Consider the following 16,359-nt stretch of genomic DNA (forward strand, 5'->3'; position numbering starts at 1 on the left):
CGTTTCGCGCCCGCAGGATTGCGGGGCGCGACGCGCGCGGGCCGACGCCGGTTTGGCACTGGGCCGCGCGTCACGTAAGCTTGATCCTCGGCACGAGTTCCGGCTCAGCGCCTTGGGGTATGGTGTAATTGGCAACACGGCGGTTTCTGGTTCCGTTGTTCTTGGTTCGAGTCCAGGTACCCCAGCAAGACGAAAAGCCCCGGTCAGCGCGCGAAGCGCGAAGAACCGGGGCTTTTGCTTTCCCCCGAGGGGCTCGCACCTACGCGGTCATCCTGATAGGCAGGATGTATGACCACGACCGCCTCTCCACCGCAACGACCGTCGCACGCGGAGCGTCGTACCCGCCGTGAGCGGCTGGCGACGTGGATCACGATCGGTGTCGTGCTCGTCGTCTGCGCCGTCGCGGCGTTCGGGGCGTACGGCATGGCGAACTCGTGGTGGGTCGAGGACGCTCCGACCGCCTCCGCCGATCAGCAACTCCCGGATGGGCAGTCGCGGTTCGACCAGGCCGGCCTCGACTTCCTGAACCGGCAGGGACTCGCCACCGTCGATGTCGTCGACGGTGGCTCCGCAAGTGAAATCGGCCTTCCCCCGAACGGCGACACGCCGGTCGAAACGCTCGTTCCGCTGACCGTCGATGTCCGCGGGAGCGAGGGAGTGATCTCCTTCGCCGGGGTCTCCTCGTTCGCCCTCGCGACGGAGCAGGACCGACTGACCGCTCTGACGGTGGCTCCCGCCTCGAGCACCACCTGGGTCGCCATCCGCTCGGATCTGGAGCAGCGCGCGGCTCAGTGGGGATGGTCGGAGAGTGATCTGCGGGACCTGCAGCAGAACGTCGGGGATGCGGGGCGCGAGGAGGGTGTCGCTCAGACGTTCCGTCTGCCGGCGACGCCCGTCGACGGGATGACCGTCACCGCCGAGGTCTCGGTGGATGAGGGCGGGCGCATTTCCCTGCGATACGTCTTCGCGCGCTGACCCCGCCCGTCCCCTCGTGACGCGTCGCGAGCACAATGGGGTCATGGGAATCTTTGCGCAGCGTCCGGAGGAACCGACCGAGTGGGCGGGGCTGCCCGGTGAGCCACGGCGCCCTCGAAGTCGTGCGGAGATGCTTCCGGAGGACGAGGTGATGAGCGCCTCGCCAGCGGACCTGCTCGGGGTGGGGGAGGCGCATCTCTCGTCGATCTCGATCCCCCTCGAAGTCGAGGGACCCTCTACTGATGACGGGGGAGAGACCGCGTCCACGTGATCGCTACGAGCGCCGCAACATGACGATCATGTGACGGTCTGTGGCGCTGGCAAAAAATATCTGAAAAATTCCTTCACATCGTGCTTCACTGTACGCACATCATCCGTACACCCCCTGAGGCACCTATGAAGAAACCCTGGATCGCCGCCGGTGCGGCCCTCGTCGCCGTCCTCGTCGTCGGTGGCACCGCCGGCACCGTCGCCGTCGCGCAGAGCGGCATCCCCGCCACGTCCACCCTGTCCGACTCGAGCGTCGGGGCCGTGGCATCCGCCATCGATCTCGACCGGGCCGGGTCATTCGTCCTCGCCGAATCGGAGGACACGGCGTCGATCGAGGGGAGCCGCCTGGTCGCTTCGGCACCCGAGACGAGCACCGTGCTCCCCGTCAGCCTCGACGTGACGAGCATCGAGCAGTACTGGCTCTGGGCGAGCGGGGTGGAAGTCACCGCCCACGGTCTCACCCCCGGTGCCGATGTCGAGATCGGCATCGTCTTCTCATCCGGCGTTACGAAGCACTGGGCTCCCGTGCGCGCCGACGAGAACGGAACGCTCGTCACGCGGGTCCGGACGCTCGATGTCGACCCCGAGAACACGCGGCCCGAAGCCGGCCTCGCTCAGATCACAGTCCGCTCCTCGGCCGGGGAGGCCGGTTCGGCGCTGCTCGACGTCACGGCGACGACAGACGTCATCACGGTCTCGAGCGACCCGGCGACGATCAGCCAGGACGAGTTCCTCGACAAACCTGTCACGATCCACGCCAGCGGATTCGCACCGATGACGAAGGTGTTCTTCAACCTCGGCATGCCGGACACCACGATGTTCGCGGTGGGTGAGAACGAAGGCCTGCACTCGGACGAGAACGGGGATTTCTCCTACCAGCTGCAGATGAACTCGGTCAACTCACAGGTGGGGACCTGGCTCATGAGCTTCGTCTCCGACGACCGCAGCGGTTCCGCCACCTTCCAGGTGACGGCGGGAGCCGCGCGCACCCCCGACAAGAAGGTGACGCCCGCACGCAGCGAGATCTCTGTCGCCGACTTCGTCGCCGAGCCCGGCATGCGCTTCGCCCTCGAGGGGTTCCTCCCCTTCGACACGTACGAGCTGCTGTTGACCACCTCGCGGGGGTACACCGCATCGCTCGGCATCTCGCGCACCAATGGTGAAGGTCGACACAGCAATGCGATCACCAGTCCCAAGGGAATACCGGAGGGGGAGTACACCGTGACCGCCCGGTCGACCACGACGGGCGACTACGCGATCGGCACTTTCCGCGTCACCGGAAATCCGGATGCTCCTGCGTCCGAGGTCTCGCTGTCGGCGGGTTCCGTGACCGCCGGTTCGCTCGCGGATTCGACGAAGGGCGTCTTCCTCTCCGGGCGTGACGTCACGCCGGGGACGAGCTTCCGTGTCTCGCTTCGCAACGGAGCCTGGGAGCGGCAACCGCTGCTCGTCGGCGCGGACGCGTACGCCACGGTCGGCGACGATGGAAGACTCGCACTCCAACTCGTCACTCTGCAGCGTCTCGCGCCCGGAACGTACACGGTGTGGGCGGAGGGCGGCGGCGGGGCCGCGGCCTACAACGTGCAGCTGCCGCTCGAGGTGACCGCCGACGCCACGTCGACGACCCCGTCGGTCGCTCCGGAGACGCGTCTTGCTCCCGTCGAGGAAGCGCCCGCTCTGCCGCAGCCCACTCCCGACGCGTCGGAGAGCCCTGCTCCCGCACCGGCACCAAGTGTGTCGCCGACCCCGATCCCCGATGCGATCGAGAACCACGTGCCGAATCCGGCGCTTCCCGTTCCGACCGTTCCCGCCCGCTGACTTCAGGAAACTTCATGATTACTCCCCGTTCGGCGCGTTCGCGCGCCTGCGCTCTGGTCGGGGCCGGCCTGCTCGCGACCACACTGTCGCTCGGTGCCGCCCTGCCCGCCGGTGCCGCCCCCGGCACTCTCGATGAGATCGCTCTCGCCCCCGCAGGCCCGAGCACGGGCACGCCCCTGCCCGATTCCGTGGTCTCCGCGGACGGACCGGTCGACGTGTTCGTCCAGACACGCGGCGACAGCGCCCTCGGCGTGCACAGCGCCTGGCAGGCGCGAGGAGCGTCGGAAGACGCGGCGTCGGCCGCCGCCGCCGATACGGCGACCGACAACGCCGAGGTCGCCGATCGCGTGTCGGAAGCGCTCGAGCAGATCGATCCGGATGCCAAAGTGCTCTACACCTCGACGTACTCCGTCCCGGGCATCGCGGTCAACGCGGATGCGGACACGCTGCGCGAGCTGGCCGAGCGGCCGGACGTCGAGAAGGTGTCCCGCATCGTCACGCAGTCGATCGAGCTGCCCGCCGCCACCGATGCGTCGCCGTCGAACTCCGCGTCGGACGCTTTGACGCGTGCGGTCAATGCCTGGCAGCAAGCGGGACGCACCGGCAAGGACGTGACCGTCGCCGTGGTGGACACCGGCGTTGACTACACCCACGCCGACTTCGGCGGTCCGGGAACGAAAGAGGCGTACAAGCAGGCGCTCGCCTCGACCGACGCGCCTGCCGCCGGCTGGCTCGACCCGGCCAAGTACCTCGGTGGGTGGGACTTCGCCGGCCCGACGTACAACGGGGCCAACGGTACGCCCTCGTACGACCCGATCCCGCGTCCCGACGCCAACCCGATCGACGGGCCCGGAGGCAACCATGGCACGCACGTTGCGGGAACCGCCGTCGGCCTGGGCGTCGACAAGGACCAGAAGACGTTCCGCGGCGATTACAAGGCACTCTCGGCGGAGAGCGTGCGGTCGACGTTCTCGATCGGCCCGGGCTCCGCTCCGGAGGCAGGACTCATCGCTCTGAAGGTGTTCGGCGACAACGGTGGCAGCACGGCTCTCACCGGAGCCGCTCTGGAGTGGATCGCTCAGAAGGTGGCATCCGGAACCTCGATCGACGTCGTCAACCTCTCGCTGGGCACGAACTACGGCGCGATCGACGACCCCGACAACGCCAAGCTCCAGGTGCTGGTCGACGCCGGCATCCTTCCCGTGGTGGCCGCGGGCAACTCGGGCGACGTCACCGACGTCGGAGGGAGCCCCGGCACCACGATGGGTGCTCTCACGGTTGCCGCGTCATCGAGCGGGCACGGCCTCGCCGATGCGGCCAAGGCCACCGTCGGCGACCCGGCGCAGAACGCTCCCGAGAAGATCAAGGTGCAGTACTCGCAGGAGTTCGGCTGGGACTTCGAGGTCGCGGCGAACGTCGTCGCCCTGTCGGAGAAAGCCAACGCGGATGGATGCAAGCCTTTCGACGCCGCCGACCGCCCTCGAGTACAGGGCAAGATCGTGTGGCTCGAGTGGGACGACGCGGATGTGGCGTGCGGTTCCGCCAAGCGATTCGACAACGCGCATGAAGCGGGAGCGGTCAGCGTCGTGCTCACCGGCCAGGCGGACTCGTTCGAGAACGGGATCGCGGGCAACGCCGCCATTCCCGGCGCACAGCTCACGGGCGACTCGACCAACGCTCTTCGCCCGGCGATGGAAGAGGGGCGGCTCATGATCGAGCTGCGCTCGGATCTCCGCCGCACGATCGAGGTGTTCGACTCGTCGCGCGTCGACACCGCGGCATCCTTCACCTCGCGTGGCACCCACGGCTCGATCGACGACGTCCTGAAGCCCGACGTGTCGGCCCCCGGCGTCTCGGTGATCTCGGCCGGTAACGGCTCGGGAACGGGTCTCGAGGTGCTCAGCGGCACGTCGATGGCCGCACCGCACGCCGCGGGCGTCGCCGCACTGGTCGTCGAAGCTCACCCCGAGTGGTCAGCGGAACAGGTCAAGCAGAAGGTGATGAACACCGCGGCGCACGACACCGTGACCGCCGGTGCCGATCCTCGCGCCTATGGCCCCGCTCGCGTCGGTGTGGGGCGAATCGACGCCTTGGCCGCTGTCGAGGGAGACATCACCCTCCGCTCGGTCGAGAACGGCGACCTGCTCAGCGCCTCGTTCGGCGTGATCGACGCCGGCACCGAGCCGATCGTGCAGACGAGAACCATCGCTGTCGGCAACGACGGGACGGATGCCACCACCCTCGACCTGCGATACTCCCCGCGTACCGAGACCCCGGGCGTGGCCTATGACGTGAGCCCGTCCACGGTCACGGTTCCGGCGGGAGGCCGTGTCGATGTGACGCTGACGCTGCGCATCGACGACCCCGCCGCTCTGCGCCGCACCCTCGACCCGACGATGCAGGCCGAGACCGGGGGAGCGCCCCGCCAGTACCTCGCGGACGCCTCGGGCGTCATCGAGGCGACCGGACCCACGGGAACCTACCCCGTGCGCCTCGCGGTGTACGCCGCGCCGCGTCCCTATTCGGAGACGCACACGGAGGGGATCGCGTTCGACGGCACGTCGGGCACCCTGACGGTCGTGGGTCGAGGGCTCGACCAGGGTGAGGGCCGCGAACGCTACCGTTCGATGATGGTGCCCCTGATCCTCGGCACCACCGACCCGGACGACACGTTCCCCGACACATCAGCCCAGCGCACGCTGGAGAGCGCTGACATCCTCGCCGTGGGAGCGTCGTCGACAGCGCCGCTGCTCGCGGATCCGACGCAGGGCGTGCTCACCTTCGGTCTGCAGATGGACGGCGAATGGGCGCGGATGTCGCCCCTGACCTGGCCGTCGGTGCAGCTCGACGTGAACGGTGACACCCGTGCGGACTTCATCGTGCAGGTGCAGCCCGGCGACGCCGGTGATGTGCCGGTGGCGATGACGATCGATGCCGTGACGGGCGACACGATCGAGGAACGTCCGGTCAACGGTGTGTTCGGTGATCAGGGGACGAATGTCTTCGACAACACCGTTCTCACGATGTCGACCTCGCTGAAGGCGCTCGGATACACGCCGGGCACCACGCAGACGACGATCCGCTACCTCGCGCAGACGCGGTCGTACTACAACCCCGCTTTCGACGGTGGCTATCAGAGCGCGCTGGTCGATCAGACGGCTGCGGCCACGATCGACGCCTACACGCCCGCCCTGGCGTTCGGGGACTCCGGGTCGACGTTGTTCGCTGACGCTGCGGGATCGGTTGCGGTGAACCGGGCGGGGAAGGAGACGCCTCAGGTGCTCGTCCTCCACCTGCACGGCGATGGCGATGCGCGCGCGGAGATCGTCACCCCGACGGTCGTCCCTGAGCCCACGCCCACGCCGACGGACCCGGTCCCGAGCCCGACCGCATCCACCCCCGACGGTGGGGCGACGACTCCGCCCTCGCGCGGCGGCCTCGCCTCGACCGGTGTCGATGGCGTCGCGCTCATGTGGCTCGGTGCCGGTGCGGGTGCCGCGCTGGTCGCCGGATCGGCGATCGCGTGGCGACGCCGCCGACGCTCCTGAGTCCTGCCTCGGCGGGCGTCGCGCATCTCTCGGGATGCGCGGCGCCCGCCGAGGCGGCACACTGGGGGGACATGTCCGATCAGACGCTCGTCATCTCCGACCCTCGCGCGGTCCGCGCCATGGCGAATCCTCTGCGCATGGTCGTGGTCGACGAGCTGTATCGACGTCAGGGTCCGGCGACCGCCACCGAACTCGCCGAGCTCGTCGGGCTCAGCCCGAGCGCGATGAGCTACCACCTCCGGGCGGCCGAATCCACCGGACTCATCCGGCGCGGTGAGTCGACGGACGGACGCGAACGGCCCTGGCTCCCCGCGGCGCCGAGCTACTCGCTCGTGGCGAGTGCGGAGTCGGATGCCGTTCAGCGGATGGTCCTGATCGATTCACGCCTGACCCCCATGCGTCAGCGCATGGAGGAACTGCTGGCGGTGCGGTCTGTCCGCCCTCCGGATGCCGACATCACCTACATGGTCCTGCGGACGGGGCAGCTGCTGTTGAGCGCCGACGAGGTGGGCCGGCTCCAGGACCGCGTCATGGAGGTCTTCGACGAGTTCGAGGCCCTGAGCGCCGGTCGCTCCGAGGAGGGCGAACTGCGGCGCGCGCGGTATATGTGGTCGATCGTCCCGGAGCAGATTCAGCCCGAGGATTGAATCCGGGAGCCGAGGCCGCGTACGGGTCGCCTGCGGTGATTCCGACGGGGCCGGGGTAGCATCCGGGAGCGCAGTGTGGAGAATCGCCCCGACGGAAGAGGTCTGATGTGAAGCGTTCGTCGTTCTTGGTCGCGGGAGCTGTGATCACCGGAGCCCTCTTGGCGGGATGTGCGCCCGCGGCTGATCCGACGCCGAATTCGGACGTGAGTGCGTCCGTGGCACCGGCGGACCCCCAACCGTCCGCGAGCTCGCAGGCTCTGCCGCCGACGGTCGTGTCGCCCGGTGACCTCGACGGACGGGACGTGTCGGTCATCGTCGGCACGGCCCTGGTCATCGCCGCGCCGGACGGCACGGACGCGGAGTGGACCGGGACGACCGCGGATCGCACCATCGCGGAGTTCTCGGCCGGCGGGGCCTCCGAAGGCGCGACGTTCCATCCTGGCTTCATCGCGCGGGGGACGGGAACGACCGACGCGACGCTCAGCGGACCGGACGGAAAAGAGATCGCCTTCCGCATTTCGGTGGTCGCCCCCTGACACTCGGCGGGCTCGTCCGACAGCAGACCCGAGTGCCATTGTCGGGCCGCCGGGGGCGAAACCTCCTGTCCGTACCGTGCTCTGCGTTCCCCTGTCAGATGTGTTGATACGTGTGGCTTCGTGTTGTATCGTGTGGGAATCCTCGAAGGAGATCCCGTGTACGCAATGGAGCGCCAGCAGCTCATCGAGCGCGAACTGCGCGAGGTCGGACGTGTCAGCGTCGTCGACCTGGCCCGTCGCTTCGATGTGACCACGGAGACCGTCCGTCGCGATCTCGACCGCCTCGAGACCACCGGGTCTCTCCGCCGCGTCCACGGCGGGGCCGTGAGCATCGATCGCGCCAGCACCGCCGAGTCGACGCTGACCGAACGTCGTGAGCGTCACGGTGACGCGAAGCGCGCGATCGCCGCGAGCGCGGCCGCTCTGCTGGGTTCCGACTTCCGAGGCTCGATCTTCGTCGACGCGGGCACGACGGCCGCCGCCGTCGCTGCAGCGCTGCCCGCCACGCTCACCGTCTCCGCCGGAGTCGAAGTCGTCACGCACTCGCTCGAAGCCGCGCACCTCCTCGCCGGTGAGGAGCGTCTGTCGCTCACCACCATCGGCGGTCGCGTGCGCGGCGTGACCGCCGCCGCCGTCGGTGCCCACACCGTCCGCGCGATCGGGCAGTTGCGGCCCGACATCGCCTTCATCGGCACCAACGGTCTGAGTGCGACGTTCGGTCTCAGCACCCCGGATCCCGAAGAAGCCGCCGTGAAGACGGCCATCATCCAGTCCGCGCGTCGGATCGTGCTCCTTGCCGACGCGGCCAAATTCGGAGAGGAACTACTCGTGAGCTTCGCTCGTCTCGACGAGATCGACGTCCTCGTCACCGACACCCCGCCGACCGGTGCCCTCTCCGAGGCCCTGGCGGACGCCGATGTGGAGGTACGCGTCGCATGATCGTCACCCTGACCGCCAACCCCTCGGCTGATCGGGCCGTCGTCCTCGCGGAGGCGCTCGCGCCGGGCGAGGTGCAGCGCGCACTGTCGTCACGCGAGGACGCCGGGGGCAAGGGCGTCAACGTCGCCCGCGTCGTCACCGCGGCGGGCGCACCGGCGCGGGCCGTCGTCCCGGTGAACGGCCACGACCCCTACCGCCTTCTGCTCGAAGACGCCGGCATCGCGCTCGACCTCGTCGAGGTCGCGGGCCGCGCACGAGCGAACCTCACCATCACCGACCCGGCGGGCGAGACCACCAAGCTCAACCTCCCCGGCGCCGAGCTCTCCGCCGCGGAAGCCCGCGCGCTCGTGGCGGGCGTCGTCGCCGCGGCAGAGGGCGCGAGCTGGCTCGTCCTGGCCGGATCGCTGCCGCCGGGCGTGCCGCCGACGTTCTACGCCGATCTCATTGCGGCTGTCCGAGAGCGGTGGGGGAGCGCTGCTCCACGGATCGCCGTCGACGCCTCCGGCGCCGCCCTGGCCGCCGTCGTCGAGACCGCCCAGCCGGATCTCATCAAGCCCAACCACGAAGAACTCGCCGAGCTCGTCGGTGAGGATGCCGCGGACGACGCCGACGTCCTCGCCGAGGCGGCGCGTCGCGCACGCGCTCTCGTCCCCGGGCGCGTGGCATCCGCTCTGGTCACCCTCGGCGCCGACGGCGCTCTGCTCTTCTCGTCCGAGGGTGCCTGGCGCGGACGAGCCCCCAGAATCCAGGTCGCGAGCACGGTCGGCGCGGGCGACAGCTCACTCGCGGGCTATCTGCTCGCCGATCTCGAGGGAGCCGCCGCTCCCGAACGTCTCGCGCGCAGCATCGCCTACGGTGCCGCCGCCGCGACCCTGCCGGGAACGCAGGCCCCCACCCCGGCCGATCTGCCCTCCGGGGCGATCACCGTTTCCGATTTCCCCACCCCCATCGCAACATCCTGACCACGGAGGTCACTGCCCATGTCCGACATCATCACTCCGGAGCTCGTCAGCCTCGACGTGCCCCTGGGCACCGACAAGCAGTCGGTGATCCGAGCCCTCGCCGAGCGCGTCGTCGCGCAGGGTCGCGCGACCAGCGCGCAAGAGCTGTTCGACGACGCCTGGGCGCGTGAGCAGAAGGACGAGACCGGCCTGCCCGGCGGTATCGGTATCCCGCACGCGCGCAGCGCCTCGGTCACCGAGCCCACTCTCGCGTTCGCCCGCCTGACCCCCGGTGTCGACTTCGGCGCCCCCGACGGGCCCGCCGACATCGTCTTCCTCATCGCCGCGCCGGCTGGGGCCGACGAGGCGCACCTCGCGGTGCTGTCGCAGCTGGCCCGCAGCCTCATGAACGACCAGTTCATGTCGGGCCTGCGTTCGGCCTCGAGCCCCGCGGACGCGGTGCGGATCATCACGGATGCCGTGAACCCGGCCCCCGCGCCGGCGTCGGCCGAGGCCCCCGCCGCGACCCGCGCGGAAGCACGCACCGCCACGGCGACCAAGACCAAGAAGATCGTCGCCGTCACCGCGTGCGCGACCGGCATCGCCCACACCTTCATGGCCGCCGACGCGCTCACCGCTGCCGGCGCCGAGACCGAGGGCGTGGAGCTCATCGTCGAGCCGCAGGGCTCGAGTGGCTACAAGGCCCTCCCGCAGAGCGTGATCGACGACGCCGACGCCGTGATCTTCGCGGTCGACGTCGACGTGCGCGAGCCCCAGCGCTTCGCCGGCAAGCCCGTCGTCCGCGCGGGTGTCAAGCGCGGCATCGAGCAGCCGAAGCAGCTCATCGCCGAGGCCCTCGCCGCGAGCGACAACCCGAACGCCGCACGCGTGCAGGGCGGTGCCGCCTCGGCATCCGCTCCCGACGCCCCGGTCGCGCAACAGTCGGTGGGCCGTCGCATCCAGCGGTGGCTGCTCACCGGCGTCAGCTACATGATTCCGTTCGTCGCCGGTGGCGGTCTGCTCATCGCGCTCGGCTTCCTGCTCGGTGGCTACGAGGTCACCAAGGACGCCAAGGACATCATCATCCAGAACTCGCTCTGGGATCTGCCGACCGAGGGGATCACGTCGTCGTTCGGCCCGATCGGCCAGTACCTCGGCTCGGTCGCCTTCATGATCGGTGCCACCTCGATGGGCTTCATCGTCGCCGTGCTCGCGGGCTTCATTGCCTACGCGATCGCCGACCGTCCCGGTATCGCTCCGGGCTTCGTCGCCGGTGCCGTAGCGGTGCTGATGAACGCCGGCTTCATCGGCGGCATCATCGGCGGTCTGCTGGCCGGATTCATCGCCTGGTGGCTCGGGCGCTTCGACGCCCCGCGCTGGTTGCGCGGTCTCATGCCGGTCGTGATCGTTCCGTTCCTCGGCTCGATCTTCGCCTCGGGTCTGATGATCCTCTTCCTCGGTCGCCCGATCGCCTCGCTCATGGCCGCGCTCACCGATGGACTCACGTCGCTCGCGGCCAGCAGCGCGGGCGCGATCGTGCTCGGCGTGATCCTCGGCCTCATGATGTGCTTCGACCTCGGTGGCCCGGTCAACAAGGTCGCGTACGTCTTCGCCACGACCGGCCTCGCCGCCGCATCGCAGACCAACACCGCGCCCTACCTGATCTTGGCCGCGGTCATGGCGGCGGGCATGGTTCCCCCGCTCGCGATGGCGCTCGCCTCGACCCTGCTCGCCCGGGGCAAGTTCACCCCCGTCGAACGTGAGAACGGTGCCGCCGCCTGGCTGCTCGGAGCCTCGTTCATCTCCGAGGGGGCGATCCCGTTCGCCGCGGCCGACCCCCTGCGCGTCATCCCCGCCTCGATGGTGGGTGGGGCGATCACGGGTGGCCTGAGCATGCTGCTGAGCGTGCAGTCGTTCGCCCCGCACGGTGGCATCTTCGTCTTCTTCGCGATCACCCCGTTCTGGGGTTTTGCCCTCGCGATCGTGGCGGGTACCGTCGTGACGGCGCTAATCGTCGTGGCCCTCAAGGGTCTCGGTCGCAGCACCAAGGACGCCGCCGTCGCCGAGGCCGCTCCCGCAGCCACGGTCGCCGCCTAAACCCCGTCGAATCGGAAGGATTCACCATGGCAGAACGTCAGGCCACCATCGCCAGCGCCTCGGGCCTCCACGCCCGCCCCGCGAAGCTCTTCGTGCAGGCCGTGCAGGAGAAGAAGATCCCCGTCACGATCGCAGTGAACGGCGGCGCCGACCTCAACGCCGGCAGCATCCTGTCGCTCATGGGTCTCGGAGCCGGTCACGGCACCGTCGTGACCCTCAAGGCCGAGGGCGAGGGCGCCGAGCAGGCGCTCGACGAGCTCGTCGCCCTTCTCGAGACCGACCTCGACGCGCAGTAAACACTTCACGCAGAACACCGGATGCCACGGGCCTGACGGCTCGTGGCATCCGGTGTTCTGGCGTTTCGGGGCGGCCGTCGTGTTCCGGACTCCGGACCAGCCCGGGCTCAGCGCCGCACCCGAGACGCGTTACCCGCCGAGGGCCTCACCCGTTCCGGAGTCCGGGACGACGCCGCGTCACACGTCGGTCGAGTCGCCCGGCTTGAGATCGACGAATGACCCGCCATTCTGCTCGGCGGCCCAGGTCAATCGCCCATCGCCCATCTGCTTGCCGGCAGCTGAGAGGGTCATGTCGTGCGTGGCGAAGACGCGCTCGGGCTTGACGTCGAGGACGAAGTCGATCGCGTCGCCGATCTTCAACCAGGGGGCGCCCACGGGGGCCGCGAGCAGAGCGACCTTCTTGTGCTTCGGGACGGTGTACGAATCGCCCGGGTAGTACAGCGCACCGTTCACCAGGACGCCGACATTGTCGATGACCGGGATGGACTCGTGGATGACGGCGTGCTTCCCGCCGAAGAACTCCAGGTGGAAGGGCGCGAGGTCGAGGGTATCGCCCGGATGCACGACCGTGATCTCGAAGCCCACCGCGGCCTGCTTGACTCCCTCGGGGCCGTAGATCGGTGTGCCGGGGTGCGCTTCCAACAGACGCGTCAGATGCTCAGGCGTCCAGTGATCCGGGTGTTCGTGGGTGAGGACGATGCCCACGAGTCCGTCGAGTCCCTCGAGCGGCGAGGTGAAGGTCCCCGGATCGATGACGAGCGTGTGTCCCGACTCGGTGAGGACGAGGGCGGCGTGTTCGTGCTTGGTTACTCGCATGGCCGCAAGTCAACTCTTCGCACGACGGTGCGGCAACCGCTGGCGCGCACGACCGTGGCGGAGTAGATATGCTCGCCGGGGGATACTCGACGAGCTCTTCCCCCTGTCGTGCGATGGCGGTACGGTGGCCGGACACGCCCGAGATCCGCGGCGATCCCGCCCCGATTTTGCCTGCGTGTTTTTGTGGTGCATACTTGAACGGTTGCGACGCGGCCCCATCGTATAGCGGCCTAGTACGCCGCCCTCTCACGGCGGTAACGCGGGTTCGAATCCCGCTGGGGTCACCAACGACAAAAAGGCTCCGACCGAATGGTCGGGGCCTTTTTGTTGTTCGGGTGCCGCGGCTGGACGAGGAGCCGCATGAGCGGGTTGGGCCCCACCGCCCGGAGGCTCCGCACGCTCGGCGGTGCGCGCCCGCCATGCGCAGAATCGGAGATGTGCAACGGATTCGGATGCCGCGAGCACTGGCATCCGAATCCGTTGGCGGCGTCCGACTCCGGCGTCACACGTCCGCGTCAGTCGACCGGCGACGCCGGGCCCGCCGGACTCCCCACACCACCGCGCCGATCACCGCGGCCACGGCGAGCCAGGGGAGAAGGAAGCCCAGCCCGATCACGACGCCGTTCAGCGCGGCGACGAGACCGTTCCACCCCGCGACGAGGCCGTCGCCGAAGCCGGCGGGATCGGCCGAGACGGTCGAGGCCTGAGGGAGCACCTGCACCGACAGCGACGACATCGCCACCTGGGACTCCAGGAGCGTCAGCTGTTGCCGGTCCACGTCCAGCTGCGCCTGGCGCTCGGCGAGAGCCGACTCGGCCGCGATGAGATCGCTCACCGAGGCGGCCTGTGCCATCAGCTCCGTCAGTCGAGCGACGGATGCCTCTGCCGCGGCGACGCGTGCCCGCAGGTCGACCGCCTGATCGGTGACATCGCTTCGGTTCACGCTCGACGCGGTCACGGTCCCGATGTCGGACAGGCCGTCCACGACGCTCGTGAGCTGGTCGGCGGGGACGCGGACGGTGACCCACGCGGTCGAGGGATCACCGCTCGCGCCCTGCGGCATATCCTGCCCCTCGAACGGCACCGCGCCGGACGCGCCGCCGACCTGCGACGATTCGACGTAGCCTCCGACGGAGGTCGCGGCATCCGAGATCCCGGTGACAGCGGCGCCGACGTCGCTCGCCTCGACCGTGGCCGATCCGTTCGCGACGATCTCGCGCGTGGGAGCGCCGGGCGCGGCCTCGGTGACCGATCCATCGAGCGAGGGGGCATCGGCGGCACTACCCGCGGCCCCGGAGTACTGCTCCGTGAGGGCGTCCCCACCCGCGGCGGACTGCTCGAACAGAGCGCGACTGCCGCCGTTCATGACGGCGGGGCCGACGATGGCCGCGATCAGGACCACGCTGGCGGCCGCGGCGGTCCACCCGCCGATCCGGGCGCGACGCCGCCGGCGATCGGCACGGGCGGAGTCGCTGATGCGCGCGAAGATCACCCTCTCCATCGATTCGATCCGGTCGTCGTCGAGAGGGGGGAGCGTGGGGGTGTTCATGGGGTCTCCGTCTCCATTGCGGTGGCGCGCATCCGAGACCGGATGCGGGAGAGGCGATTGCGCACCGTGCCGTGCGTGACGCCGAGATGCTCTGCCGCAGCCTGGTAGCCGTAGCCCTCGGCGGCGCACAGACGGAAGATCTCGCGATCCACCTCGCCGAGGCCGTCGACCTCGGCGAGGATCGCACGCACCGTTTCCGCGTCGACGACCTCCTGCTCGACGTCGACGCGCGCCGGCATCTCGGGGTCGAGGGCGGCGTGCGACCCGTGACGCGCCCGGGCACGGAGGCGGTTCGCCGCCTGCAGGCGACAGACCGTCGAAAGCCACGGCAGGAGCGACGTCCCCTCCAGCGTCATACCGGGCAGCTTCTTCCACGCGACGACGAACGTGTCCTGCACGACGTCGTCCGCATCGCTGGGATTGCCGACCAGGCCCAGTGCCGTCCAGTACACCGGGCGGACATACGCGCGGTACAGCGATCGGAAGGCCATCTCCGACCCGCCCGCTGCGCGCGCGACGAGCGCCCTGTCGTCGATCACGTCGTCGGTCATCGGCATCCACTTCTCGTCGGGAGCGGCTCTGCGAGCACTCTCTCACTGAGAGGTGTTCGGGCGCGCGCGATCGTCTCACGGAGATACGCACGCAATGAGCACTACGTGCACAAGCCGCCCGCTGCGCAGGGGACGGCCGATAAACTAGAGCGTTTCCCCCCGAGAAAGGCCCGCGATGGAGCTGCAGCTGGACCCGCTCTTCCAGACGATCACCCTCGTGGTGCTCGTGCTGATCCTGGTCGCGGATCTGCTGATCATCCTCAAGCGCCCTCACATCCCCGCGGCGAAGGAATCGACCCTGTGGGTCGTGTTCTACGTCACGCTCGCGCTCATCTTCGCCGGAGTGCTGTGGATCGTCGCCGGGGGAGAGGTCGCGGGGCAGTTCGTCGCCGGCTGGCTGACCGAGTACAGCCTCTCGATCGACAACCTGTTCGTCTTCGTGCTGATCATGGGGCAGTTCGCGGTGCCCCGGCGCTATCAGCAGGAGGTGCTGATGGTGGGCATCATCATCGCGCTCATCCTGCGTGGGGCGTTCATCCTGGTCGGCGCGACCATCATCGAGAACTTCAGCCCGATCTTCTACCTGTTCGGCGCGTTCCTCGTGTACACCGCGATCCGCCAGGCCTTCCCGGGCGACGACCACGACGACGACACGCAGGAAGAGAATCTGATCGTGCGGACGCTCCGGCGCGTCCTGCCGATGAGCGACTCCTACGACGGCAAGAAGGTCATCACGCGCGTGAACGGCAAGAAGCTGTTCACGCCCATGATCATCGTGTTCGTCGCGATCGGCGTGACCGACCTGCTGTTCGCGATCGACTCGATCCCCGCGATCTTCGGCATCACGCAGAGCCCGTTCATCGTCTTCACCGCCAACCTCTTCGCCCTCATGGGGCTGCGTCAGCTGTACTTCCTGCTCGGCGACCTGCTCGACCGCCTCAAGTACCTCCACTACGGCATCGCGTTCATCCTGGCGTTCATCGGCGTGAAGCTCGTCTTCCACGCGATGCACGTCAACGAGCTGTCGTTCCTCAACGGCGGCGAGCCCATCGAGTGGGCTCCCGAGATCTCGACCTGGGTGTCCCTCGCCGTCATCGTCCTGTCGATGGCGGTGGCGACGATCGCGAGCCTCGTCGCCGCGCGGGGTGAGTCGTCGTCCGCCGGGGCTCAGGATGCCGCTGCGGAAGTGGCGGGTGAGAAAGGGACGCCGGCGACGGTGGAGCAGCCCGAGCGCGACGGACGGTGACCGAGGAGCCTGAGCCTGTCGAAGGGTCCGGGGGTCTGCGAGCGCCGGGGTGCAGCGCCGCGGCGTGAGGGCCCTGAGCCTGTCGAGGGGTCCGGGGCTCCGCGGGGGCCGGGGTGCAGCGCCGCGGCGT

The 16,359-nt window shown here is 69.2% G+C and carries 13 protein-coding genes and 2 tRNA genes; 12 read left to right on the plus strand and 3 right to left on the minus strand.

Annotation, left to right across the window (positions count from 1 at the left end; genetic code table 11):
• Positions 1-113: 113 nt before the first annotated feature.
• From P2P98_RS08930 to P2P98_RS08975, 10 genes are all read left to right on the plus strand, one after another.
• Positions 114-185, plus strand: a tRNA-Gln gene (locus P2P98_RS08930).
• A 103-nt stretch (positions 186-288) separates the two neighbouring features.
• Positions 289-975: a hypothetical protein gene (locus P2P98_RS08935; RefSeq protein WP_275799297.1), complete on the plus strand. Its 687-nt coding sequence runs from the start codon at positions 289-291 to the stop codon at positions 973-975.
• A 396-nt stretch (positions 976-1,371) separates the two neighbouring features.
• Positions 1,372-3,063, plus strand: a complete 1,692-nt coding sequence (locus P2P98_RS08940; RefSeq protein WP_275799300.1) for a hypothetical protein — start codon at positions 1,372-1,374, stop codon at positions 3,061-3,063.
• 14 nt (positions 3,064-3,077) lie between these two features.
• Positions 3,078-6,611: a S8 family serine peptidase gene (locus P2P98_RS08945; RefSeq protein WP_275799303.1), complete on the plus strand. Its 3,534-nt coding sequence runs from the start codon at positions 3,078-3,080 to the stop codon at positions 6,609-6,611.
• Positions 6,612-6,682: 71 nt separating this feature from the next.
• Positions 6,683-7,258: a helix-turn-helix domain-containing protein gene (locus P2P98_RS08950; RefSeq protein ID WP_275799306.1), complete on the plus strand. Its 576-nt coding sequence runs from the start codon at positions 6,683-6,685 to the stop codon at positions 7,256-7,258.
• 203 nt (positions 7,259-7,461) lie between these two features.
• Positions 7,462-7,794, plus strand: coding sequence for a hypothetical protein (locus P2P98_RS08955; protein ID WP_275799308.1), 333 nt, complete (start codon positions 7,462-7,464; stop codon positions 7,792-7,794).
• Between the two features lie 156 nt (positions 7,795-7,950).
• A complete protein-coding gene (locus tag P2P98_RS08960; RefSeq protein WP_275799311.1) occupies positions 7,951-8,733 on the plus strand; it encodes a DeoR/GlpR family DNA-binding transcription regulator in 783 nt (260 codons plus the stop codon).
• Positions 8,730-9,695: a 1-phosphofructokinase family hexose kinase gene (locus P2P98_RS08965; protein ID WP_275799314.1), complete on the plus strand. Its 966-nt coding sequence runs from the start codon at positions 8,730-8,732 to the stop codon at positions 9,693-9,695. Before P2P98_RS08960 ends, P2P98_RS08965 begins: the two co-directional genes overlap by 4 nt.
• A gap of 18 nt (positions 9,696-9,713) precedes the next feature.
• Positions 9,714-11,771 carry a fructose-specific PTS transporter subunit EIIC gene (locus P2P98_RS08970; protein WP_275799316.1) on the plus strand — a complete coding sequence of 686 codons (2,058 nt, stop codon included), beginning with the start codon at positions 9,714-9,716 and terminating at the stop codon, positions 11,769-11,771.
• A 26-nt stretch (positions 11,772-11,797) separates the two neighbouring features.
• Positions 11,798-12,067 (plus strand): HPr family phosphocarrier protein, encoded by a 270-nt coding sequence (locus P2P98_RS08975; RefSeq protein WP_275799318.1) that lies wholly within the window; start codon positions 11,798-11,800, stop codon positions 12,065-12,067.
• Positions 12,068-12,244: 177 nt separating this feature from the next.
• Here P2P98_RS08975 and P2P98_RS08980 read toward each other — a convergent pair whose 3' ends face one another.
• Complete coding sequence (locus P2P98_RS08980) at positions 12,245-12,883, minus strand: MBL fold metallo-hydrolase (RefSeq protein ID WP_275799320.1); 639 nt, start codon at positions 12,881-12,883, stop codon at positions 12,245-12,247.
• A gap of 211 nt (positions 12,884-13,094) precedes the next feature.
• Between P2P98_RS08980 and P2P98_RS08985 the strand changes: the two genes are divergently transcribed.
• Positions 13,095-13,170, plus strand: a tRNA-Glu gene (locus P2P98_RS08985).
• A 215-nt stretch (positions 13,171-13,385) separates the two neighbouring features.
• Here the strand turns inward: P2P98_RS08985 and P2P98_RS08990 are convergent.
• Together P2P98_RS08990 and P2P98_RS08995 are read right to left on the minus strand one after the other, a co-directional pair.
• Positions 13,386-14,432, minus strand: coding sequence for a DUF4349 domain-containing protein (locus P2P98_RS08990; protein ID WP_275799321.1), 1,047 nt, complete (start codon positions 14,430-14,432; stop codon positions 13,386-13,388).
• A complete protein-coding gene (locus P2P98_RS08995; protein ID WP_275799323.1) occupies positions 14,429-14,983 on the minus strand; it encodes an RNA polymerase sigma factor in 555 nt (184 codons plus the stop codon). The genes P2P98_RS08990 and P2P98_RS08995 overlap by 4 nt, the downstream gene beginning before the upstream one ends.
• Before the next feature lie 175 nt (positions 14,984-15,158).
• Between P2P98_RS08995 and P2P98_RS09000 the strand changes: the two genes are divergently transcribed.
• Positions 15,159-16,229, plus strand: coding sequence for a TerC family protein (locus P2P98_RS09000; RefSeq protein WP_275799324.1), 1,071 nt, complete (start codon positions 15,159-15,161; stop codon positions 16,227-16,229).
• Positions 16,230-16,359 lie beyond the last annotated feature (130 nt).

The organism is Microbacterium sp. Kw_RZR3, assembly GCF_029222405.1.
Classification (GTDB): Bacteria; Actinomycetota; Actinomycetes; order Actinomycetales; family Microbacteriaceae; genus Microbacterium.